Genomic DNA, 25,733 nt, shown 5'->3' on the forward strand with positions numbered 1-25,733 from the left:
TTCACCCCGCCGGCCCAGTGCCGGCGGGGTGAGTCGTATCAGGACCCGTCCTCGCGCGTCAGCATCGCCACCAGCGCCGGGCCGTACTCGTCGAGGGCTGCGATGTCGAGGAGGTCGGAGTGTCGGAACGGCGCCGACACCACGGTGAATTCGCCACCGATGTGCGGCCGCCAGGCCGGTGATGCCGTTCCCCACTGATCCACTTCCTCGGCCGCATCGACGAAGAACACGTCGCCGTCGTAGTGGCCGTAGTCGGCGCCTACCGTGGCGTGTTCTGCGGCGATGTAGTTCTCGATCGCCGCCGCGATATGCCGGTCGTCTAGCACGGTGATCGCATCGCCCTGGGACTTCATCAGCTCGATGGCCTGCTCGACCGTCACTCGACTCCCGGGGTCGACCGGGAAGCCCATCTCGACCAGTACCCGTGCGAGAACCGCGTCCTGATCCAGCGTGGGGTCCGCCTCCCCATCAGCGGGGGTGATTTCGGGGTAAGAGTCCAGCATCCCGAGGAATCCGATCCGCCGACCACGCCGACGGAGCGCCTGCGCGGTCATCAGCGCGACCGCGCCACCGAACGACCACCCGAGAAGACGGATCGTCCCGCTGGGAGCGATCGCCTCGATGCTGTCCGCGTAGCTGACCGCCAGCGTGGCGAGGTCGCCGGGCAACTCGCCGCCCGAGAACAGCGGCGACTGCAGCGCATACAGCGGGATGTCCCGCGGAAGAACATGTTTGAGTGCCGCGTATGGCCACCCCAGACCACTGGCCGGAGGAAGGCAGAACAGCGGAGCTGCGGTGCCCGCTTCTCGGAGCGGCAGAACCGCCGCGAAGCTTCCTGCGCCACCGCCGGACTGGCCGGACAGCAGAGCATCCACCGCCGCAACGCTCGAGGCGACCATCAAGTCGGCGACCGACAGGTCCTCTGCCGCACCGGCGAACTCGCGGCGCAACGCCGTGGCCAGCCGCACCAGGAGCAGAGAATGTCCGCCCAGTTCGAAGAAGTCGGCGTCGATCGATTCCACCGACGCCCCCAGGACGTCACCGAAGAGGTCGCACAGTCGACGGTGCCGGTCAGTGCTGGGCGGGCGACCGGCGCCGGTGACCACCGGGTCGGGTAGGGCATTGCGGTCGAGTTTTCCGCTGGGGGTGAGCGGGAAAGCATCGACCCTGACGAACGCCGCCGGCACCATGTGGCTGGGCAGCCTACGTGAGGCGAAGGCGCGCAACGTGTCCGAATCGACGGGATCGGCTGCCGCGTCCGCGACGTAGTAGGCGATGAGTCGGTTGTTGTGGACGGTGATGTGGGTGGTGGTGATGGTGGGGTGTTGGGTGAGGGTGGTGGCGATGTCGGTGGGTTCGATGCGGATGCCGCGGAGTTTGATTTGGTCGTCGGTGCGGCCGAGGTAGTCGAGGACGGGGGTGGAGGTGGGGTCGCCGGGGGTGTGGTTGCGCCAGCGGACGAGGTCGCCGGTGCGGTACATGCGTTGGCCGGGTTGGTGGGGGTTTGCGATGAATCGTGTTGCGGTGGTGTGGGGTTGGTTGTGGTAGCCGTGGGCGAGTTGGGTGCCGGCGAGGTAGAGCTCGCCGGGGGTGTTGTCGGGGACGGGGTTGAGGTGGTCGTCGAGGACGTGGGCGGTGGTGTTGGCGCCGGGGGTGCCTAGGGCGACGGGGCCGTCGTCGGGGGTGTTGTGGGAGGTCCAGCCGAGGATGTCGACGGCGGTTTCGGTGGGGCCGTAGAGGTTGTGGAGGGGGGTGTGGGGGAAGTGGTGGTGGAAGCGGTGGAGGAGGGTGTCGGTGAGGGCTTCGCCGCCGACGGTGACGCGGGTGAGGGTGGTGATGTCGGTGATGGTGGGTTCGTCGAGGAAGACTTCGAGCATGGAGGGGACGAAGTCGATGGCGGTGATGCGGTGCTCGGTGATGGTGTGGGTGAGGTAGTGGGGGTCGCGGTGTCCGCCGGGGCGGGCGATGACGGCGGTGGCGCCGGCGGCTAGGGGCCAGAACACTTCCCAGACGGAGGTGTCGAAGCTGATGGGGGTTTTGACGAGCATGCGATCAGAAGCGTCGAGGGGGTAGGTGTGTTGGAGCCAGGTGATGCGGTTGGTGATGGCGGTGTGGGGGATGACCACGCCTTTGGGGGTGCCGGTGGTTCCGGAGGTGTAGAGGATGTAGGCGGGGGTGTCGGGGTGTACGGGGGGTAGTGGTGCGGGTTCTGGATCGTGTTGTGCGGCAACGATGTCACTGACGTCGGTGAGCACGACCGCCGGTGCAGCGTCGGTGATCATGTGGTGCAGGCGTGCGGCGGGGTAGTCGGGGTCCAGGGGTAGGAATGCTGCGCCGGTTTTGGTGGTGGCGAGAAGGGCGATGACGAGTTCGAGGGATCGGGGGAGCTGGATGCCGACCACGGTGCCGGGGCGGGCGCCCTGGTCGTGTAGCCGTGCGGCGAACCGATCCGACCACGCCTCCAGCTCGCCGTAGGTGACCTCCACACCCTCGAACGACAACGCCACACCCCGCGGACTGAGTTCGGCGCGTGCGCTGACGAGATCGCCCAGCGTGGTCACGGGTATCGGATGAACGGTGTCGTTGCGTGCTGCCAGCTCGGACCGCTCGGCGGCGGTGATGAGCTCCAGATCACCGACCCGGGCCGTGGAGTCGCGAGCGAGCTGGGTGAACAGAGACACGAGTCTCGTGCCGAGCGTGTGCACCGTGTCCCGGTCGAACAGGTCGGCGCTGTACTCGACGGTGAGTGTCGCGCTGTCATCGGCGTGTTCGGTCAGCGTCATGCCGAGGTCGAACATCGCCGTCTGCGCCGTGTGTTCGTGCCACCGGATCGGAAGTCCGAACAGCGTTGTGTCGTCGTCGGTGTCGCTGTGGTGGGCGATGAAGACGTTGAACAGTGGGTTGCGGCCCGGAATGCGGGGTGGGTTCACCGCTTCGACGATCCGGTCGAACGGCAGCTCGGTATGGGCGAACGCGTCGAGATCCTCGGTGCGGATACGGGCGAGCAACTCGGTGAACGTCGGGTTTCCCGAGACCTCGCTGCGCAGCACCACCGTGTTGACGAACAAGCCGACGAGGTCGGCTAAGACGGCCTCGTCCCGACCCGCGACAGGGGATCCCACCACGATGTCGGTGCCCGCACCCAATCGGCGCAGCAGAACCGCGACCGCGGCATGCAGCACCATGAGCATGCTGGCCTGCTCACCGGCAGCCACACCCCGCAAGGCCTGGACGCTGGCGGAATCGAGGGCGAGATCCACCGTGCCGCCGGTTCCGGAGGGTGTGGCGGGGCGGGGACGGTCGGTGGGCAGGGTGAGTTCGTCGGGGGCGTCGGTAAGGGTGTCGGTCCAGAACCGCAGATGCTCGTCGGCGGTCTGGTCGAGCAGATCGCGTTGCCACAGGGCGTAGTCGGCGTACTGGACCGGAAGCGGTTCCCAGGTCGGTGCCTGCCCGGAATGGCGGGCGATATAGGTGTGTTCGAGGTCGGTCAGCAGGGGTGCGTCCGACCATTCGTCGGTGGTGATGTGGTGCAGCAGCAGCACGACGGTGGTGGCGTCGTCGCGGTGACGAATCAACGTGACGCGCAGCGGAGTCTCACAGCTGAGGTCGAACCGGTGCGCGGTGTGCCGCTCGATCTGCTCGTCGAGGGGTGTGCCGTCGTCATCGCGAACCTCGATCGCAGCACTGGCGTCGGGGGCCAGGATGTGTTGAGCGAAGCCGGTGTCACCCTCGGTGAACACCGTGCGCAGAGATTCATGCCGCGCCACCACATCACCCACCGCAGCGGAGAACGCCCCGACATCGAAGCCCGCATCATCGACGGTGAACGCCAGCGGATAGTTGTACGCGACACCGGTTTCGGGAAGCCGGTCGACGATCAGCATGCGTTCCTGAGCCGCCGAGACAGGCACCAGCGCCGGCCGGTCCCGGGCGAGAAGCTCCGGACGAGTGTGCGTCGGAGCGGACGCACCGTCGATCAGGTCGGCCAACCCCGCCACCGTCGGATGATCGAACACATCCCGCAGCGACAGATCCACCCCGAACACCGACCGCACCCGACTGATCAACCGGATACTCGACAACGAATGACCGCCCAGTGCAAAGAAACCGGCGTCGATGTCGCTTACGTCGTAGTCCAGCACCGCGCCGAAGAGGTCGCACAGCTGACGCTGCGTCTCGGTGAACGGAGCCCGGCCGGTCCCGTCGATCGGAACCGGGTCGGGGAGAGCACGGCGGTCGAGCTTTCCGCTGGGGGTGAGGGGGAAGGCCTCGATCGGGACGAAATGCGTCGGCACCATGTGCGCGGGAAGCAGCCGAGACGCGAAGTCGTGCAGTGATTCTTGTGCCGGCTGCCCGCTGGGCACGTAGTAGGCGATGAGTCGGTTGTTGTGGACGGTGATGTGGGTGGTGGTGATGGTGGGGTGTTGGGTGAGGGTGGTGGCGATGTCGGTGGGTTCGATGCGGATGCCGCGGAGTTTGATTTGGTCGTCGGTGCGGCCGAGGTAGTCGAGGACGGGGGTGGAGGTGGGGTCGCCGGGGGTGTGGTTGCGCCAGCGGACGAGGTCGCCGGTGCGGTACATGCGTTGGCCGGGTTGGTGGGGGTTTGCGATGAATCGTGTTGCGGTGGTGTGGGGTTGGTTGTGGTAGCCGTGGGCGAGTTGGGTGCCGGCGAGGTAGAGCTCGCCGGGGGTGTTGTCGGGGACGGGGTTGAGGTGGTCGTCGAGGACGTGGGCGGTGGTGTTGGCGCCGGGGGTGCCTAGGGCGACGGGGCCGTCGTCGGGGGTGTTGTGGGAGGTCCAGCCGAGGATGTCGACGGCGGTTTCGGTGGGGCCGTAGAGGTTGTGGAGGGGGGTGTGGGGGAAGTGGTGGTGGAAGCGGTGGAGGAGGGTGTCGGTGAGGGCTTCGCCGCCGACGGTGACGCGGGTGAGGGTGGTGATGTCGGTGATGGTGGGTTCGTCGAGGAAGACTTCGAGCATGGAGGGGACGAAGTCGATGGCGGTGATGCGGTGCTCGGTGATGGTGTGGGTGAGGTAGTGGGGGTCGCGGTGTCCGCCGGGGCGGGCGATGACGGCGGTGGCGCCGGCGGTCAGGGGCCAGAACACTTCCCAGACGGAGGTGTCGAAGCTGATGGGGGTTTTGACGAGCATGCGATCAGAAGCGTCGAGGGGGTAGGTGTGTTGGAGCCAGGTGATGCGGTTGGTGATGGCGGTGTGGGGGATGACCACGCCTTTGGGGGTGCCGGTGGTTCCGGAGGTGTAGAGGATGTAGGCGGGGGTGTCGGGGTGTACGGGGGGTAGTGGTGCGGGTTCTGGATCGTGTTGTGCGGCAACGATGTCACTGACGTCGGTGAGCACGACCGCCGGTGCAGCGTCGGTGATCATGTGGTGCAGGCGTGCGGCGGGGTAGTCGGGGTCCAGGGGTAGGAATGCTGCGCCGGTTTTGGTGGTGGCGAGAAGGGCGATGACGAGTTCGAGGGATCGGGGGAGCTGGATGCCGACCACGGTGCCGGGGCGGGCGCCCTGGATGTGTAGCCGTGCGGCGAACCGATCCGACCATGCCTCCAGCTCGCCGTAGGTGACCTCCACACCCTCGAACGACAACGCCACAACCCGCGGTGTCCGTGCAGCCTGGGTAGACACCATAGACGCGAGGTCAGTCTGCGGCACAGCATGTTTCGTGTCGTTGCGCTCGATGACGATGCGTGTCCGCTCCTGGGGAGACAGGATGTCGACATCGCCCACCCGGATGCCGGCGTCGCCTGCGACGGCGTCACACACCAACTTCAATCGTCGACCGAGCGCGACCGCAGACTCTCGATCGAACAGGTCGGCGCTGTACTCGACGGTGAGTGTCGCGCTGTCATCGGCGTGCTCGATCAGCGCCACACCGAGGTCGAACATTGCGGCGGTGAGGACAGGTTCGTGCCAGCGGGCCGGAAGTCCGAAGGCCGTGGAGTCGTCATCAGTCCTGCGGTAATGACCGATGAAGACGTTGAAGAGCGGGTTGCGGCCCGGAATGCGGGGTGGGTTCAGCGCTTCGACGATGCGGTCGAACGGCAGCTCGGCGTGGGCGAACGCGTCGAGATCGTCGGTGCGGATACGGGTGAGCAACTCGGTGAACGTCGGGTCACCCGAGACCTCGGTGCGCAGCACCACCGTGTTGACGAACAAGCCCACGAGATCGTCGAGTGCGGTGTCGTTGCGGCCGGCCACGGGGGTTCCGACGACGATGTCGGTGCCCGCACCCAACCGGCGCAGCAGAACCGCGACCGCAGCGTGCAGCACCGCGAGCATGCTCGCGTGATGTGTCGCCGCGAGATCGCGCAGCGCGGCAGCGGTCTCGGCGCCCAAGTCCACGGCGATGCTGCCGCCGGTTCCAGAGGGTGTGGCGGGGCGGGGGCGGTCGGTGGGCAGGGTGAGTTCGTCGGGGGCGTCGGCGAGGGTGTCGGTCCAGAACCGCAGATGCTCGTCGGCGGACTGGTCGAGCAGATCGCGTTGCCACAGGGCGTAGTCGGCGTACTGGACCGGCAGCGGTTCCCAGGTCGGCAACTGACCCGAATGGCGCGCGGTGTAGGCGTGTTCGAGGTCGGTCAGCAGGGGTGCGTCCGACCATTCGTCGGTGGTGATGTGGTGCAGCAGCAGCACGACGGTGGTGGCGTCGTCGCGGTGACGAATCAACGTGACGCGCAGGGGAGTCTCACGGCTGAGGTCGAACCGGTGCGCAGTCAACCGCTCGATCTGCTCGTCGAGGGGTGTGCCGTCGTCGTCGCGAACCTCGATCGCAGCGCCGGTGTCGGAGGCCAGGATGTGTTGGGCGAAGCCGGTGTCGTCCTCGGTGAAGATCGTGCGCAGGGATTCATGCCGGGCGACCACATCACCCACCGCAGCGACGAACGCCTCGACATCGAAGCCCGCGCCGATCGTGACGACGAGCGGATAGTTGTAGACCGTGCCGGTTTCGGCGAGCCGGTCGACGATCAGCATGCGTTCCTGGGCCGCCGACACCGGCACCAGCGCCGGCCGGTCCCGGGCGACCAGCTCCGGACGGACGCGCGCCGGGGCGGACGCACCGTCGATCAGGTCGGCCAACCCCGCCACCGTCGGATGATCGAACACATCCCGCAGCGACAGATCCACCCCGAACACCGACCGCACCCGACTGATCAACCGAATACTCGACAACGAATGACCGCCCAGTGCAAAGAAATCTGCGTCGACCCCGGTGACCGGGACCCCCAGGATCTCGGCGAACAGGTCGCACAGGTCGTGCTCCGTTGCGGTGCCGGGTGCCCGCCCGGCGTCGATCTCGGGAGCGATGTCGGGCAGCGCCCGCACGTCGAGCTTGCCGTTGTCGGTCAGCGGCAGGACGTCGACCACTCCGGTGGCGGCCGGCACCATGTGTTGCGGCAGTGTGGATTTCAGATGGTTCCGCAATTGCGCGGGGACGTCCGCGGCGCCGGGTGCGACGACGTAGGCGAGGAGCCGGTGCGACCCCGTCGGATCGGGGGTGGCGATCACCGCAGCCTGTGCGACGGCCGGGTGATCGTGCAGCGCTGCCTCGATCTCACCGAGTTCGACACGGTAACCCCGGATCTTCACCTGGTCGTCGGACCTGCCGAGGTAGTCGATGTTGCCATCGGGCCGCCGGCGGACGACGTCACCGGTGCGATACATGCGGTCACCGGACCGGAACGGGTTCGCGACGAATCGCTGGGCGGTCAGCCCCGCGCGACCGCGGTACCCGTGTGCCAAGCCTGCACCCGAGATGTACAGCTCGCCGGCCACCTCGTCGGGCACCGGTCGCATCCAGGCATCGAGGACGTGCACCCGGGTGTTCCAGATCGGTGCGCCGATCGTGGGTGTCGCGCTGTCGTCAGTGCCGGCGCCCAGGGTGTTGATCGTGTACTCGGTCGGTCCGTAGAGGTTGTACCCGTAGGTGGTGTCGCTGTCGCGCAGTCGATTCCAGATCGCCGCGGACACCGCCTCGCCGCCCAGCAGCACGAGGACCGGTGGGTGCGGCGGATCGAGCAGACCCTGCTCGAAGAGCAGACCGGCATAGGTCGGTGTCACGTTGACGACGTCGATCTCGTGGCGCTGGCAGTACGCGACGAGCGCCTCGGCGTCTCGGCGCAAGTCCTCGTCGCAGATGTGGACTTCGTGACCCTCGATCAGCCACAGGAGTTCTTCCCATGACATGTCGAACGAGAACGACACCGTGTGCGCGATGCGCATGCGACGGCCTCCGGCCCGGGCGATCGCCGGACCGAAGATCGCGTCGCGGTGATTGAGGTGCATGTTGGTCAGACCGCGGTGCGGGGTCGACACGCCCTTCGGGGTGCCGGTCGAACCCGAGGTGTAGATCAGGTAGGCCAAGGCATCCAGCGGCGGCGTGTAGCCGTCCCACTCCGCCTGCGCGGCGGCCACCGTCGCAGCGACAGCGGGGTCGTCGAGGACCAGCGTTCGGCAGTCCTGCCCCGACAGCGGTCCAATCCGATCGGCCACCGCACCGGTGGTGAGCACGCAGGCGGGGCGGGCGTCGTGAAGCATGACCCGCAACCGGTCGTCGGGATAATCCAATTCCAGTGGCAAGTACGCCGCGCCGGAGCGCAGGACGGCGAACAAGGCGACCACCGCGTCGATCGACCGCGGAATGGCCAGCGCCACCGTCGCGCCCTCGCCGATGCCGTTCTCGCGCAGTGTCCAGGCCAGCTGGTCGATCGCGGTCTGAAGTGTTCGGTAGTCGATCCGGCGGTTCCCGCACACCAACGCGGTCAGCTCCGGCGACTCCTGTGCCCGCTGTGCGAGGAGGTCGGTGACCGGCGCCGGCGGCAAAGGCCGCTCTGTCGCGGTGTCAGCTGACGAGAGCTGTGATCGCTCGTCGGTCAGCAGCAGCGGAACGCTGCCCAGGAGGTCGGCTCCCCGCGCCAGTGCGAGGAATTCGAGCACCTGCTGCAACCGGTCGAGGAGTCGTTGCGCGTGATCGCGGTCGACGACGTCCGGGCGGTACTCCAGCTTGACCCACAACCGTCTGCCCGGGGACGCAACCCAAGTCAGAGGGTAGTGCGAGGCGTCCACGGAGTCGTGGCCGACGATGCCGTGCTCGCTTTCCAGATCGGTGAAGGTGTCGTCGTCGAGGAAGTTCTGCAGCACGAACAGGCTGTCGAAAAGCGGTGTTCCCGAGGCGAACCCGGCCGTTGCGGACAGGGCGCGCTGGATGTCGCCCAGGCCGAGGTACTCGTGATCCATCAGGGCCAACCGGTCGGACTGCACGGCTCGCACGGTGTCGTCCAGTCGGCGCTCCGGAGACAGCCGCACCCGGGTGGGGACGGTGTTGAGGAACAGGCCGATGACGTCGGCGATCCCGTCGATCTCGGTCGGTCTGCCGGCCACCGTGGACCCGAACACGACGTCCGAACTGGCTGTTTCGTAGCCGATGACCATCGCCAACGCAGTGCTGATGACCGCATTGAGCGTCACACCGCTCTCGCGCGCCCGGGCCCGCAGCGCGCTGGTCTGATCGGGGGAGAGGAAGAACTCCAGCCGCAACGCGAGCGTCGGCTCGGTGCCTACCGCGGACGGCACCAGCAACGAGGGGCCGTCCAGACCGGCCAGCGCTTGCGCCCATCGGCGAGTCGACTCGTCGGTGTCGCGCTCGGCGAGCCACGCCAGGTAATCGGTGAAGTCGGCGGTGGCTGCGGGCAGGTCAGCCGATTCGCCCTGGCGCGCAGCCGAATACGCGCTGAACAGTTCCCTGAGCAGCTGCTCGCGGGACCATCCGTCGAGAAGCAGGAAGTGGTAGCTGAAGATCAACCGGTCGCCCCGCGCGGTACGGACCACCGTGAACCGCGCCAGCGGTGGCGACGACAGGTCGAACACACGCTCTCGGTCTGCGGCGGTGATGCGGTCCAGTTCCGAGTCGACCGACCCGTATTCGGCCAGGTCGATCACATCGACAGCCACCGGCGGATCGACGGCGATCGCGGCGACGGGTTCGGGCACCCCGTCGGCCCAGAATGCCGACCGGAGAACGGGATTGCGCTTCATCACCAGTGCGTAGGCACTCTGCAGCGCGGCGACGTCGACAGGTTCGGCCATGTCGAAGACGTTCTGCACGATGTACACCGCGGCCGGTGAATACCGCGCCTGGAAGTACACCCCCTGCTGCAGCGGCGACAGCGGCCAGATCGTCTCGACGGGCACGGGAACGGCGCTGAGCACCGCGTCGACCTGATCCTGGTCGAGTGTGACCAGCGGCAGGTCCGACGGCGTCACAGTGCGTTCGACGCTCCCGACTGCGTCGCCGAGTTCCCGCAGCACGTTGACCCAGTGGCCGGCGATCCCGGTCGCGTCGCCTTCGCAGAACTCCCCGTCGGCGTAGGTGAACACCGCACGCAACCGCGGGCCCGCCGCGGTGTCGTCACAGTGGGCGTTGACCTCCAGCAGATACGGCGTGCCGAGATCGGGGTCGGGATCGGTGCGCAGCGTTTCCGTTGCCGGCTGCCAGTCGCCGTCCCCGTCCGACGACCGCCCGAGATAGTTGAACAGCACCTGTGGTGCTGCCAACCGGCCGAGCGCGGCGGCTGTCCGCGGGTTGCAGTAGCGCAATAGCCCGAAGCCGACGCCGCCGTCGGCGGCCGATCGCACCGCTTCCTTGACATCGCGCAGCGCCGTCACCAGATCGGTGTCACCGCAGGGCAATCGAACGGGTGCGATGGATGTGAACCAGCCGACGGTGCGAGACAGGTCCAGGTCCTGCCCCCAGCGGTCACGACCATGACGTTCGAGGTCGACGACCAGGGGTGCCTCACCCCGTTGGCTGGCTGCCCGACCGGTGGCACGCCGCCACCTGGCCACCGCGACCGCCAGCGCGGCCACCAGAGTCTCGGTCACGTCGGCGTTGGCGAGCGCGGGGACCATGGTGAGAAGCGGTGTGGTCTCGGAGACGTCGAGTGTCACCTCGTGGTCGCGCGTCGCGCCCACGGTGAGTCCGACGGTCAGCACATCGGGATCGAGTTCCGCACCGGGAGCCAGCGTGGCGGACCAGTGCTCGAACTCCGCGAGTCGCGACGCCCGCTGGGCCTCCTCGTTCACCGCACGCGCATACGTGCGATACGTGGTCGGCACCTCGGGCAGCGCGTCGGCTCCGCGACCGGGCTGGCGGCACGCTTCGGCGAGATCGTCGATCATGATGTGCCAGGACACCGCGTCGACAGCCAGATGGTGAATCACGAGAACGAGGCGGCCCTGCGCGTCGGAGCCCCGGTCGAACCACACGGCCTGCAGGATCGCCGAGGATTCGGGATCCAGGCGGTCAGCCGCGGCATTCGACTCGGTCGCGATGGCCTCGGCGAGCTCATCGTCGGTCAGGGCCGATGCGTCGACGCGAATGAGTGGCGCGGTGCCCTCGGCGAGCGTCTCCAACGACCACAGGCTGGGCACCGGGCGCAGCAGGTGTATCCGGAGGGCGTCGTGGCGGGCGACGACCGCGCGCAGCGCGGACTGGAGTACCTCGGCGGTGAGGCCGGGCGGTGTGCGCAGGATCTCGCTCTGGTTGAAACGGGTGATGGTGCCGCCAAGTTCGGCCTGACGCATCACGATCGGCGTCAAGGGGACTTCGCCCGCCATCGCGGCAGGGTCGAGGGTCGCTGCCGGGGGCGCGTCGGTAGCAGCCACCTCGGCCAACGCCGCGGGGGTGCGTGCGGTGAACACCTGCTGGGGGGTGATGCGCATACCGGCCCGCCGAGCGAGGTTGACGAGCTGGATGGCCACGATGCTGTCGCCGCCCATCGTGAAGAAGTCGTCGTCCACACCGACGGGTACGCGCAGGATCTGACTGCACAGGTCGGCGATCCGGGTCCCTGTTCCGCCCAGTCGGGGATCGACGGCTCCGGTGGCGTGATCGGGAGCAGGCAAAGCGGCGCGGTCCAGCTTGCCGTTGACCGTCAAGGGGAGTTCCTCCAATGTGACAAACGTCGCGGGCACCATGTAGCCCGGAATGCGTTGCGCTAATGCAGTTTTGATGTCCGCCAGGGCAAGTGGTCGGGCAGTGACGAGATATCCGACCAGCGACGTCCGTCCCGAGTCGTCCGTGTGTACCGCGGCGGCGGCGTTGCGGACCTCGGGCAGGGTCGCCAGTGCGGCCTCGACCTCCCCGAGTTCGATGCGGTAACCGCGGATCTTGACCTGGTCATCCGAGCGCCCGACATAGACCACCTCACCGGTGGCAGTCCGCATCGCGGTGTCCCCGCTGCGGTAGAGCCGGCGTCCCGTGACGTCGTGCGGATCGGCGACGAACCGACTGGCGGTGAGAGCGGGTTTGCCGACGTACCCGCGGGCGAGTTGAGCGCCGGAGACGTAGATCTCACCGACGACGCCGACAGGTACGGGCCGGAGCTGCTCGTCGAGCAGGTGCATCGTCAGACCGGGAAGTGCGCCACCGATGACGCCGCGTTCGGCGGCATCCCGCGGTGTCAGACGCCGGTGGGAGACGTGCACGCAGGTTTCGGTGATGCCGTACATGTTCACCAGGGCCGGCCCTGCGTCGTCACGGTCCAGCCACCCGTCCAGCCGCGAGGCGTCGAGTGCTTCACCGCCGAAAATCACGTAGCGCAGCGCCAACTCGGGACGCAGCCGCCGCTCGGCATCGACGAGCGAATAGAACGCCGACGGTGTCTGGTTCAGCACGGTCACCCGCTCGGCGGACAGCAATCGCAGGAAGCGTTCGGGGTCCCGTGCGTCAGCGCTGCCGACCAGCACCAGACGGGCACCGTGGCGCAGGGCGCCCCACATCTCCCAGACCGAGAAGTCGAACGCCGAGGAGTGGAACATCGTCCAGACGTCGTCGGCGGTGAACTCGAATCGCGCTGCCGCACCGGCGAAGAGCGCGGCGACGTTGCGGTGGCTGACCTCGACCCCCTTGGGGACGCCCGTGGAGCCCGAGGTGTAGATCACGTAGGCGGCCTGATCGACCAGTCCGGGCTCGGGTTCTGCGTCGACCGAGGTGTCCACCGAGGACTTCTCGGCGTCGGACAGAACCACGGCAGGAACACCGACGTCGGGTGGTCGATGGTTTCCATCGGTCAGGACGCACACGGGTGCGGAGTCGCGCAGGATGTGACGAAGCCGCGGCTCGGGAGAGTCCGGATCCAGCGGAACGTAGGCGCCGCCGGCCTTGACGACGCCGATCAGCGCGACGATCAGATCACGCGAGCGCGGCATCGCCACGGCCACCCGCGACTCGGGGCGCACGCCCAGCCCCCGAAGGAAGGCCGCGACCCTGCTCGCCCGAGCATCCAGTTCGGCGTAGGTCAGCGACCCGTCCTCATCGGTCACTGCGACGGCATCGCCGTGCCGGGCGGCGACGTCCGAGAAGACCTGCGCCAGAGTATGTTCGACCGCCGGTGTCGGTGCGGTGATCGTCTCGGTGGTAGTGCCCAGATCCAGTACACCGATTGCGGTGTCGGCGTCGTCGGCGCACGCGGCGAGAATCTGCTCGAGCTGATCGGCGTAGCGGTCAGCCTGGTCGCGGTCGATCACTGTGGTGTCGTAGGAGATCTCGAAGGTCAGCTGCTCGCCGAGGTAGGCGACGACGGCCACGGGGTAGTGCGGGGCGTCGGCGCCGACGAAGCCGTCGAACGACAGAGCGTCGGGGCGTGCTGACGACGCTGTGGCAGGGAAGTTCTCGACCACGACGAGGGTGTCGAACAGCTCGCGGGCGCCTGCGATTCTCGCCAGCTCGGTCAACCCGAGATGGTGGGCGTCGAGCACGCTGCTCTGCCGGTCTTGCAGGTCGGTCAGTGCAGCACCGATCGGGGTGTCCTGCTGCCACGACATCACGACGGGAATGGTGTTGATCAGCAACCCGACCACGGATTCGACGCCGGGCAGATCACCGTCGCGACCTGAGACCGTGGACCCGAACACCACGTCGCGACGATCGAGAAGGCGGCCCAGCAGGATTCCCCAGGCGCCGTGCACGATCGCCGACATCGTGACGCCGCGGTCGCGGCCGACTCGGGTGAGCGCGGCCGTGAGCTCGACCGACAGATGCCGGGTGATGCCGCGGTGTTCGCCCGTCGCTGCTGCGCTCCGGTCGCCCAGCAGATGCGTGGGTGTCGCGTCGGCCAGCGTCTCGCTCCACACCGCGACGGCCGCGTCGTGGTCGCGAGCGAGCACCGACTCGATGTGGTCGCGCAGCGTCACCGGAACCGCCTCGAGGCCTGCCCGCTGTTCGACCGCTGCTCCGGCTCCGACGATGGCATTGTGCGCAGCCACGATGTCACCGAAGATCACCGGGTAGGACCACCCGTCGGCGATGATGTGGTGCATCGTCTGGATCAACCGGTGATCGTCCTCGGCCAAGGACAACAGGGTGTACCGCAGCAGCGGTGGCTGCGCCAGGTCGAAGGGACGGGCCAGCTCCTGACGGGCGATCTCGTCCAGATCGCCGGTCGCCGTGCGGAAGTCGACGTCCAGATCCGACCAGATGACCTGCGCGATGCGGCCATCGTCGAGCTCCGTGAAGCCGGCCCGCAGCGCCTGGTGTCGATCGACCACGCTCTGCACGGCCTGTGCCAGCGCGCGCGGATCGAGGGGTCCTGACAGCGTCGCGATCTGCTGGATGCGGTACGTGTCGACAGACGAACTGTCGCCGAACACCGCGTGGAAATACATGCCTTGCTGCAGTGGGAGAAGCGGGAGAACGTCCTGCACGGCGCCGCTGCGCTCCAGGGTGTCGACGTCGCCCTGGCTCAGCGCCACCAACGGAAAGTCCGACGGGGTGCGGCCTGTGAGCGCCGAACAGCGCGCGACCGCGTCCAGAGCGTGGCGCCACAGCTCGGCTAGTTCGCCGACGTCTTCTGTGTCGAGCAGCTGCTCGGGGCAGGCCAGGGTGATGCCCAGTGATGGGCCGTCGCTCGAGTCCTCGGCGAGCACGGTGATCTCGAGGGCGACTGCAGGATTCGTGGGGTCGACGCCTTCTCGTAGGGCGCCGATGGTCGGTACGGGGTCCCACTCTCGGCCGGTGCCCCCGGCGAATCGCCCGAGATAGTTGAACAGGATCTGCGGTGCCGGTGCGGTGAGTCCGGCATCGGTGTGCAGGTGACGCAGCACGCCGTAGCCGATGCCGCGATCGGGGATCGTCCTGAGCTGTTCCTTGACGGCTTTCACCGCGGCGGCCAGGCGATGGCCGGCGGCCAGCACGTCGTCCCACGAGAGGTCACCGGGATCCAGGCGCACCGGATAAATTGAGGTGAACCAGCCGATGGTGCGGGACAGATCCAGGGGGAGGCCCACGGCGTCGGCTTCGCGGCCGTGTCCCTCGACGTTGATCACAGCGGCGGAGCCGGCCGCGCGGTCGCGGGTGCGGCGCCACTGGTGCAGCGCCATCGCCAGAGTCGCGAGCAGCACGTCGTCGACACCGCCGTGGAAGGCCGCCGGGACCGCCGACAGCACCGCGGTACTCGTGCTCGATGACAACGAGAACGACTGTGCTGCAACGGTATCTGCAAGATCGACGTCCGGATCCAGTGGCCGCGAGCCGAGATCGGGGTCGGGGGTGGCGAGGATGTCGGCCCAGTACGGCGCCTGATCCGCGACGGAGGTGGAGGTGCACAGCGCGTCGGCCCAGGTCCGGAACGGGGTGGGCTCGGCCTCGATGAGAATCGGTCTGCCGGACTGCGCGTGTGCCCACGCTCGGCGCAGATCGTCGGCCAGCACCCGCCACGACACACCGTCGATGACGAGATGGTGGATCACGAGCAGGAGCTGCCCGGGCTCGTGCCAGACGGCCTGCACCATCACGCCGTCAGCGGGGGACAGCCGCGCGGCCGCATCGGCGGTCACGGCGGTGATCGTCTTCTCGTCGAGTGCGACAGAGGTGCGGGTGAGAATCGAGGCCGGGTCGGGCCCGCTCTCGGGGACAACCAACTGCCAGCCGTCGGTGTGGTCCCGCAGTCGCGCCCGCAGCATGCCGTGCGCGTCGAGCAGGGCAGCGAGCATCTCCCGCAGCTGCGTCTCGGTCAGCGCGGGTGGAGTCACCAGCACCATCGCCTGATAGAAGTTCGCCAACGGCGTCTGTGCCGCAGCGGTTTCGGCCAGCATCGGGGTCTGTGCGACATCGCCGGTGACGACGACAGGAGCGGTGTCGACGGGACCCGAGGTGGCCTCGGCGGCGGCGGCGAGTGCGGCGACGGTGCGGCGCCGGAACACGTCGCGCGGGGTGATGTGCAGTCCCGCCGAGCGGGCCCGCCCGCACAGGCCGATCGAGGAGATGCTGTCGCCGCCGAGGGCGAAGAAGTCGTCATCGGGGCCCACACCGTCGAGATCGAGAACGGCCGCGACGATCTCGAGCAGCACCGCTTCCCGCTCGGAGCGAGGCTCCCGGCTCTGAGTGCGGGCCGGAGCGACGGGCTCCGGCAGGGCAGAGGTGTCCAATTTGCCGTTGACCGTCAGCGGCAGCGTGTCGACCACCCCGTAGCGGGTCGGCACCATGTAGGCGGGCAGCATCGAGGAGAGGTGGGCATGCAACCGCCCCGCGAGTTCAACCGGGTCGGCCGGTGCAGTCGACGGAACAACGTATGCAGCAAGCATTTTCACCGGCGGATCGCCGGCCCGGGTGCGCACCACCACCGCGCAGCGGGCCACCTCGGGCGCGCCGCCGAGCACTGTCTCGATCTCACCCAGTTCGATCCGATAGCCGCGGATCTTGACCTGATCGTCGGCGCGGCCGAGGTAGTCGAGCAGTCCGCCCTCGGGCCGATGCCGGACGAGGTCGCCGGTGCGGTACATCCGTCCGCCGGGGACGAACGGGTCGGCCACCATCGAGGCCGCGGTGAGCGCAGACCGGCGGTGATAGCCGCGCGCCAACCCCGCGCCTGCGATGTAGAGCTCGCCGACGGTGCCGTCGGGTACCGGCCGCAGCGCGCGGTCCAGCACGTAGGCCCGGGTGTTCCAGATCGGTCGGCCGACAGTGGGGGTCACGCTCTCGTCGGTTCCGCCGCCGAGGGTGTTGATGGTGTATTCGGTGGGGCCGTAGAGGTTGTAGCCCGCGGTCCCTGGATGTTCGCGCAGCACCGTCCACACGTGCTCGCTGACCGCCTCGCCGCCCAGCAGCACCAGCGCCGGGGTGTGGGTGCCGAGCAGTCCGGCATCGAGCAGGTGGTGCGCGTAGGTGGGTGTCACGTTGACGACGTCGATGGCGTGCTCGCGGCAGTAGTCGACCAGCGCGGGCGCGTCGCGCCGCAGATCCTCGTCGCAGATGTGCACGCGGTGGCCGTCGACGAGCCAGAACAGCTCTTCCCACGACATGTCGAAGGAGAAGGAGACGGTGTGGGCGATGTCGAGCCGGCTCCGACCGGCGCGGCGCACGGTCGGGGCGAAGATCGCGTCGCGATGGTTGAAGTACATGTTCGTCAACCCGGCGTACCCCGTGATGACACCCTTGGGGGTGCCGGTGGAACCCGACGTGTAGATCAGGTAGGCCGGATGCTGCAGACGGCCTGTGCCGGTGGCGAAGTCGCCCAGCTCGGCAGCCGTCAACGGATCGGCTGATGTGGCCGCCAGCGATTCGCGTGTCGCGTCGTCGTCGAGTACCAGGAGATCGGCGCCGTGCTCGCGGCCGCACTCGGCCAGCTCGTGTTGGGCGGAGGTGGTGAGCAGCAGCGTGGGTCGGGCGTCGGCGACGATGGTGCGCAGCCGCCCCAGCGGCAGGTCGAGTTCCAGGGGCAGGTACGCCGCACCGGCCCGCAGCACCGCGAACAGTGCGACCACCATGTCGAGGGAACGGGGCAAGGCCAACGCGATGAATGTCTCCGGGGCGGCACCGCGCTCGCGCAGGACGCGCGCCAGCTGGTTCACCCTGCCGTCGAGCTCGCGGTAGGTCAGATGGGCATCACCGAAGACGAGGGCGACGTCGTCGGGACGGCGCCGCGCCTGCTGCGCCAGCAATTCCGCGACAGTGACCGGCTGCACCGGTCGTGGCGCGCAGTGGCGTTGCGGCGCAGGCATCATCGGTACCGCACCCAGCGTGGTGGCAGGGGATGTGGCGAGTGCGTTCAGCACGGCGAGAAGGCGGTCGACCATCTCCTGCGCGCGCTGGTCGTCGATTACCCGGTACTCGAGTTTCACGGTCAGACGCTGCCCCGGCGTCAGCACCCACGTCAGCGGGAAATGGGTGGTGTCGTGGTAGTCGACGTCGACGATGCCGTGCGCCGCATCGAGATCGGCGAAGGTGCCCTCGCCGAGGAAGTTCTGCAGCACGACAAGGGAATCGAAGAGCGCGGCACCGGAATCACCTGCTGCTCGTTGGATCTGACCGAGGCCGAGGTGGTCGTGGGCCATCATGGTCAGCCGCTGCTCGGCGATCGCACCGATCACGTCGGCCAGGGTCTTCGCGGGGGCCAGGTCGACTCTGACCGGCACCGTGTTGAGGAACAACCCGATCGTCTCGTCGATACCGGCGAGTTCGCCGGGTCGTCCGGCCACGGTCGTGCCGACAACGGTGTCGGTGGTGCCTGCGTGATATCCGGTCACGACGGCGACCGCGGTGGTCACGACAGCGTTGAGCGTGACACCCAATGCCGCCGCCGTGTCGGCCAGTCCGGTCGTGATCCGCTCGTCTGCTGTGACGACGATGCGTCCCGGTTCGGTGTCGGCGGGGGCTTCCGTGGGCCGGTGTCCGCTGGCCGACGTGGGCCCGTCGAGTCCGGAGAGCAGATCGGCCCATGCGGTCAGCGCGTCGGTTTCGCCGGTGCGTTCGAGCCAGCGCAGGTAGTCGGTGACCACACCCGGCCGTGGCTCCAGCGCCCCGCGCTGTCCGTGAGAGTCGTAGAGCGCGAACAGCTCTCGCAGCACCAGTTCACGTGACCAGCCGTCGAACAGCAGGAAGTGGTAGGTCAGCAGCAGCCGGTCCTCGCCCCCGGGGAGGCGCACCACGGTGAGCCGCAGCAGCGGCGGGGCGGCGAGATCGAACGGCGTCGTCCGATCCGCGTCGACGACGGACTGCAGGGCGATGGCAGCGTCGTGCTCGTCGTGGTCGGCGAGGTCGACCACGCGCATCGACGAGGGAGGTTGGGCCACCACGACCTGGACCACGGCGCTCGCATCGGCCGCGGGGTGGTCTTCGGCGTGCTCGACGGTGCGGAACCCGGCCCGCAGCTGGGGGTGGCGGGCCAGTAGTGCGGTGAATGCGGCCTGCATCGCCGCGACATCGATGCGGCGGTCCACGGTGAACACGTTCTGCGCGAGGTAGGTGGAGGTGACGTCGTCGCCGAGGGTGCACTGGTAGTAGACACCGCGCTGCAGTGGTGAGAGCCCCCAGATGTCGTCCAGTGCCTCTGCCGCGGTCAGCCGCTGCAGAGTCTCCGACGACAGACGTACCGTCGCGAACTCAGGCGTCGAGTCCGCGTATGCCGTGCCCTCGGCGGCCAGTGCGGCGATGCCGATGGCGGTGCGGCCCCGGAACACGTCCTCCGCGGTGACGGACACACCGTGACGGGCAAGCCTGCTCGTCAGCCGGATCGCGGCGATGCTGTCGCCGCCCGCGGCGAAGAAGTCCGTATCCGCCCCGAGATCGGATACCTCGGAGCCGAGGACACCGGCGATCGTCTCGACGATCAGCTGCTGTCGTGCATCGGCGGGGACAGCTCGCGTGGCCGTCGACCGGGGTCGAACCACCTCGCGGAGCGCTGCGTGGTCGCGTTTCCCGTTGGGCAGCAACGGAATGACGGACACGGCGGTGATCGTCGCGGGGACCAGGTGAGCGGGGAGCTCACCCCGAAGCGCTGCCTGCAGGTGGTCGGTGTCCGGTGCGTCCGGGGTGAGGACCACCACCGCAGCCAGGGTGGCGCCGACACCGACGACAGCCGCGTCGACCACACCCTGCTGGCGCCGCAGCGCCGCCTCGATCTCGCCGGGCTCGACGCGGTGGCCGTTGATGCTGAGCTGATCGTCCGAGCGGCCCGCGAAGACCACGGTGCCGTCGGGCTGCCACGCCCCCAGGTCGCCGGTGCGGTACATCCGCTGCCCGCCCGGCGCGGCGACGAACCGGGTTGCCGTCTGCGCAGGCCGATCCAGGTACCCGCGCGCCAGTTGTGTTCCGCTGACGTAGATCTCGCCGATCACGCCGGTGGGCAGGTCGCCCAGGTGCCGATCGAGGATGCGGACGTGCGCACCGGGTACTGGCGCCCCGAGGGTGACGGTGTCGGCGAGTTGTTCTCCGGCCAGGACGTCACCGGTCACCTCGGACGATCCGTAGGAGTTGACGACGGCCGCGCCAGTTCGGCGCAGTGACACGAGGTCGTCAGCGGTGAGCGGTTCGCCGCTGACGATCCACCGGCGCACTGCGGCGACGTCGTCGCGGTGGTCGTCGGCCAGGGCCGCCGCCAGCGACGGGACGGCGAGCATCTGGTCGACGGCGTGGTCGGCGATCAGTCCGGCCAGCGCGCGCCCGTCGCGGGCGGAGCGGTCGTCGGCGAGCACGGTGCGCGCACCGGCGGCCAACCCTGCGAGCAGCTCGGTGGTGCCGTCGATGAACGACAGTGAGCTCTTGGCCAACCGGCGTTCGGCCGGCCAGGCGCTCACCGCCCACCGCAGGCGGTTCGCCAGCGCCCCGTGGGTGCCGACGACCGCTTTGGGCTCACCTGTCGAACCCGAGGTGTACAGCACGGAGACCGCATCGGTCGGACCGACGGGGATGGGATCGACGGCCCGGCTCGTCTCGGCGACGGAGGCGACGTCGACCAGCGCGGTGCCCTCGGGCAGCGCGGAGCGCAGGACCTCGCGGCCGGCGGCGTCGACGAGCGCCGCGCGCGGGCGGGCGTGACCGAGCATGAAAGCGATTCGCGCCGCGGGGTATCCGAGGTCGACGGGGAGGTAGGCCGCACCGGTCAGTGTGATCGCCCACAGTCCGGCGACGAGGTCGGTGGACCGCGCCATGGCCAGGGCCACCACGTCACCGCGCCCCACCCCCGCCTCGAGCAGGTGTGCGGCGATGGCGGCGGCGCGGTCGCGCAGGGCGCCGAACGTCACAGCGCCGTCGGCGGTCAGCAGCGCGACATCGTGCCCATGGGTGCGGGCAGCGGAGTCCAGGAGTTCGGTGAGGGTGCCTTCGGTGAGTCGCGCCTGCTCGGGTGACGGATCTGCTGGCGGGACGATCGGAATTCGGGCGCAGGGCACGTCAGGGTCGGCCGCCATGGCCGTCAGCACCTCGGCGAACGCGGCGGCGACAGTGTCGGCGAAGTCGTCGGAGATGTCACGGCGCGCGTTGGTGACGGTCATCGACAGTGCATCGCGGACGGTGATCATGACCGTCAGCGCGTAGTGGGGTGCTTCGACGACCGAGATGTCGCCGAAACGCAGGGCGTCACCGGAAAGGTCAGCGGCGCCGAGGTTCTCGATGACGACCAGCGAGTCGAAGAGTTCCTCGACGCCGGTGATGCGGTGGGCCTCCGGCAACGGGAGGTGGTGGTGACCGAGCAGTGCGGCCTCCTGCTCGCCGAGGCGGGCGGCGACTGCGCCCGCGGACTCCTCGGGTGCCCACGGGACGCGAACGGCGACGGTATTGACCAGCAGCCCCACCATCTGCTCGATGCCGGGCAGGTCTGCGTCGCGGCCGGACACCACCGAGCCGAACGTCACATCGGTGCGCCCCGTCAGCCGCCCGATGGTCAGTGCCCACGCGGTGTGCAGAAGCGTGCTGACGGTCACGCCGGCGGCGGATGCTGCGGCCGCGACCGCGCGACGATCTCCCAGAACCCGCTCGCGGCGGCCGAATCCCACGGCGGCGCCGTGGGCGGTGCCGCCGGCGGCCGCGATTCGGGTCGGTGCGTCGACGCCGGCCAGCACTGGTGCCCACGCGGCACGATCGGCGACGGTGTCCCGCTCAGCCAGCCACATCGTGAAATCTCTGAAAGACACTGCAGGCGCGGTGAACTCGGCACCTTGGTAGGCGGTCAGCAGGTCCTGCAGCACCAGGGGCACCGACCAGCCGTCGGCAATGAGATGGTGCACCGTCTGCACCATCGTGGTCCGCTCGTCGTCGCGCCGCACCAGGGTGTACCGGGTCAGCGGCGGGCGGGTCAGATCGAAGCCGCGGCGCCTGTCGGTGGCGGCGCAGCGCTCGACCACCGCGTCTGCGTCTGCGCCGCGAGCGTCCACGACGGTGAAATCCGGTGCCTGCGTGGGGGCGTGCACGGCGACCGGTGTGCCGTCGGCGAGGGTCACGAAAGCCGCCGACAAAGCGAGGTGGCGCGCGGCGACGACGTCGGTCGCCTGTTGGAAGCGTTCGACATCCAGTGGCCCGTGGATGTCGACGATCTGTTGCACGAGATACGGATCGGCATGCCGGGACGTCGAGTGGACGTAGATGCCCTGCTGGACGGCCGTCAACGGCAACACGTCGCTCAGCCCGGGATATCTGCGTTCCAGGTCGACGACGTCGGGATCGCTCAGCGCCACACCGCCGAAATCTGACACGCTGTGACCGTGGACGTCGTCGCTGTGGGCGATCCGCTCCAGCAGCGCGATCCACCGCGTGGCAAGAGCATTCACCTCGGCGGTGTCGAGCAGATGGCTCGGCCAGCTGAAGGTGGCCCGCAGCACCGGCCCGTCACCGGTGTCGGCGGCTTCGGCGTTGATCTCCAGCAGGCGCGGCAGCGGCATCGCGGGGTCGCGACCCTCCAGCACCCCGTGGTCGTCGAACGTCCACGGCCGGTCGGTGGCATCGAAGCGGCCGAGGTAGTTGAACAGCACCTGCGGTGTGACCGCGAGCTCGGTCACGCCCCGCAGATGACGAAGTGCGCCGTAGCTCAGACCGTGCGAGGGGACGGCACGCAGTTGGTCCTTGATGGAGCGCACCACGGCACCCAGGGCCGGGCCCCCGGCCAACGCGCCGCGCCAGTCGGTGCCGCCGTCGCGCAGCCGGACCGGATACAGCGTGGTGAACCAACCGACGGTGTCGGACAGGTCGATGTCTCCGATTCGGCCGGCCTCGCGGCCGTGGCCTTCCATCTCGATCGTGACCGTGTCGGCGTCGTCGATCCCGCGGTCGCTGAGCCACTCGCGCAGCGCGAGGTACAGCGCTGCCACCAGTGCGTCGTTGACGTGGCCGTGGATCCGCCTGGGCACCGACGAGAGCACAGCGTCGGTGGCAGTCGGGGACAGAGCGACGGTCAGGCTGGCTTCGGTGGCCACGGTGTCGCGTCGGGGATCCAGAGGCGAAGTCGCCCAGCAGTGTTCGTCAGCCGCATCGCCGGCGACGCTGTCGAGCCAGTAGTCGCCGTCGGCGTCGAACACGCCGTGTTCGACGGCCTCGACCAGATGTGCGGCCCAGGCGCGGAACGCGGTACGGGTCGGTGGGAGTTCGAGTTCGGCGCCCGCGGCGAGCTGCCGATGACCGGCGGCGAAGTCGTCGGCCAGGATGCGTAGCGAGATGCCGTCGACCACCACGTGGTGAGCGACGACGACGAGGCGGCCACCAGTGGTGTCGCCGTTCAGCCAGCCGACCGCCACCATGACCCCCGCCGCGGGATCGAGAAGCTGGACCAGACGGTCGCGCATCGCCGGAACACCCTCGGTCAGCGGCGCGGTCAGCAGCGGAGTGCGCGGGGCGGTGGCGGGCACCTGCAGATGCGCAGCCGCCCCCGGTGTCGAGGCCCACAGCACCGGATGGCGGGCGATCACGGCGTCCACGAGCCGGCGGACGTCGGCCTCGTCGAGATCGGGCGGGGTGATCAACGACATGCCTTGGTAGAAGCCGGACATCGCCGTCGCGCCGGTTCCGCCGGTGGCGGCGACCTCGTCGAGCCACTGCAGGATCGGCGTTGCGAGCAGAGGCCCGGTGGGATCGACCGGCTCGGCGTCGGCGGGCACTGGTGCCGCGTCGACGAGAAGCGGCGCGAGGGCGGCGACGGTGCGGTGGGTGAACAGGTCACGGGGTCGCAACGAGAATCCATGCGCCCGTACGCGGCCGACGACGCGGATCGCGACGATGCTGTCGCCGCCCAGTCCGAAGAAGTCGTCGTCGACGCCGATCTCGTCGAGGTCCAGAGCATCCGCGAAGGCCCGGCAGAGAACCTCTTCGCGAGGAGTGCTCGGTGCGCGCCGGCGGCGATCCTCGTGCACCGGTGGCGCGGGCAACGCTGCGCGGTCGGCCTTTCCGTTGGCAGTCAGTGGAATCGCATCGAGTGCGACGAAGTCGGTGGGGACCATGTACTCGGGCAGCCGCGACAGGCACCACCGGGACACCTCGGCATGGAGGGAGGTGTCGTTGACGGTGCCGGGTTCGGTGACCAGGTAGCCGATGAGGCGGTCGGCGGTGCCCTGCCGGTGCACCGCCACCACCGCCCGCCGCACCGCGGGATGGTCGGCGAGATTGGCTTCGATCTCTTCGAGTTCGATGCGGCGACCGCGGATCTTCACCTGATTGTCGGCGCGGCCGAGGAACTCCAGCGAGCCGTCGTCGGTCCAGCGAGCGAGATCTCCGGTTCGGTACATGCGTGTGCCGGTGGCGTCGAACGGGTTTGCGACGAACCGGGACGCGGTCAGCGACGGGGCGTTGACGTATCCGCGGCCCAGCAGGAAGCCCGCGGCGTAGAGCTCGCCGCCGACACCCGGCGCAACCGGTTGCAGCGCGTCGTCGAGGACGTAGAGCTGCGTGTGCGGATTGGGGCGGCCGATCGACGTCGCGATCCGCTCGGCCGTGTCCCGGTATATCACATGCGAGACACCGATCGTCGCCTCGGCGGGGCCGTACCCGTGGTAGAGCGTGGTGTCGAGTTGGCGCCGGAACCGGGCGAACAGGCCCGGGGTGAGAACCTCACCGCCGCACCACACGTGGCGCAGCGACGTCAGGGCCCCGGGTGCGCCGTCTGCGCTGTTGAGTCGATCGAGTTCGAGCAGGGTGTCCAGCATCGACGACACCAGGTAGACGAACGTCACGCGCTCGGTGGCGATCAACTCGAGCAGATACTCCGGGTCTTTCTCGGCGTCCGGGGCGGCGATCACCACGCGACCGCCGCTGACTAGCGGCAGCAGGATCTCGTTGACCGAGATGTCAAACGACAGTGGCGCTTTGAACAGCGCCGCGTCATCGGGGCCGAATCCGAGGATGTGGTCGCGTTGCCAGAGCAGGCGTTCGGCGATCGCCTCGTGGCGGATCATCGCGCCCTTGGGTTTGCCCGTGGACCCCGAGGTGAAGATCACGTAGGCGAGCCCCGTGGACGGGATCGACACGTCGGGGACCGTCGTCGGCTGGTCGTCGAGGTGCCAGTCGTCGAGGTCGATGGCGACGGTGTCGACGCCCCAGTCGCTGTGATCGCTCGGGGTGGTGACCGCGCATCGGACGCCGGCGTCTGCGAGCACCTGGCGGCGGCGCTGCGCCGGCCACGCGGGGTCGACGGGAACGAAGGCCGCACCGGCGATCATCGTGGCCAGCACGCAGACCACCATCTCGGCAGACCGCGGGAGGCCCACAGCGACAACGTCTTCGGATGTCATCCCGCGGTCGATCAGTGTGTGCGCCAACGCGGCGGTGCGCGCCTCGAGTTCCCGATAGGTCAGTCGCCGGGTCCCGTCGACGATCGCCACCGCGTCCGGGGTCTGTGCCCACTGCGCGGTGATCACTGCGGGCACCGTCGTGCGCCGATCCGGCGTCGAGTGGTTGTTCCACTGGTCGAGCAGATCGACGACGTCCAGCGACTCGGCGGTCACGAGGCCAACCTCTTCTTCGTTAGGGGG

The 25,733-nt window shown here is 68.8% G+C and carries 1 pseudogene; it reads right to left on the minus strand.

Features of this window, described 5'->3' with window-relative positions:
* Window positions 1-38 precede the first annotated feature (38 nt).
* Window positions 39-25,676 (minus strand): annotated as a pseudogene (locus tag PGN37_RS06275) (non-ribosomal peptide synthase/polyketide synthase); the annotation flags it as partial.
* Window positions 25,677-25,733 lie beyond the last annotated feature (57 nt).

The sequence above is a fragment of the Mycobacterium kyogaense genome (assembly GCF_036946525.1).
Taxonomy (GTDB): Bacteria; Actinomycetota; Actinomycetes; order Mycobacteriales; family Mycobacteriaceae; genus Mycobacterium; species Mycobacterium kyogaense_A.